General features: G+C 34.6%; 1 pseudogene. It reads left to right on the forward strand.

Annotated elements, in window-relative coordinates:
• A pseudogene (locus ACYPV9_RS14220) lies at nt 1-912 on the forward strand (hypothetical protein); the annotation flags it as partial.

The raw sequence follows: 912 nt of genomic DNA on the forward strand, positions 1-912 counted from the left end.
CTCAAACTCAGAAGCAAATACCTTGTTAGGATTGCATAGAATAGAGAAAACAACAAGAACTGGTGGTAACTGGAATAATGGTTACCCTGATAGATCTAGATATGTTTCTGTTAATGAGAATTATGAACATCAAAATGAAAGATTAAGCGCGCGTAAATTAGAGGTATTAGGTTCTAATATTCTAGCTGTAGATAATCAATTGCTAGTAGTAACTAATAATTTAAACATTGCTACAAATGCAGAGATTCGATTGGTGGGTAACAGTCAGTTTGTACAAACGCATACAGGAGTTGCCGACATTACAGGTAATGGTAAAATGTATGTAGAACAAAACTCTGAACTTGCAAATATTTATAGATACAATTATATGAGTTCTCCTGTAAGAACAGTTGGTTTACAAACGTATTCTATAGAAACTGTTTTAAAAGACGGTACAAACCCGGTTAGTTTTACAGGTATTGTTGGTCAGGGAGCATCAAACATTGCAAGAGATATTAATTTTGTAGGCGGTTATGATGGTAGTACAGGTACACCAATTAATATTGCAGATTACTGGATTTATACTTTTGCTAGCACAAGAGGACAAAGATCTAATTATGAACACAAATATAAGGAAGGTACTATAGCACCAACAGATGGTTATATTTTTAAAGGACCAGAAGTAGCGCAGAATTATACTTTTGTTGGTAACCCGAACGATGGTGAGTTAACTACGGCAGTTGGAGGAAGTGACTCTTATTTAATAGGAAATCCATTTCCGTCTGCTATGAATGCTTTAAAATTCATTAAAGACAATATCAACTCTATCGATGGTAGTTTATATTTCTGGGATCATGTTGGCGAAGAGAACACTAGTTCTGAGACTAGCGGACATAATTATCAAGGTTATGTAGGTGGTTACTCTACAATTAA

It is taken from the genome of Polaribacter sp. OB-PA-B3, from assembly GCF_054589375.1.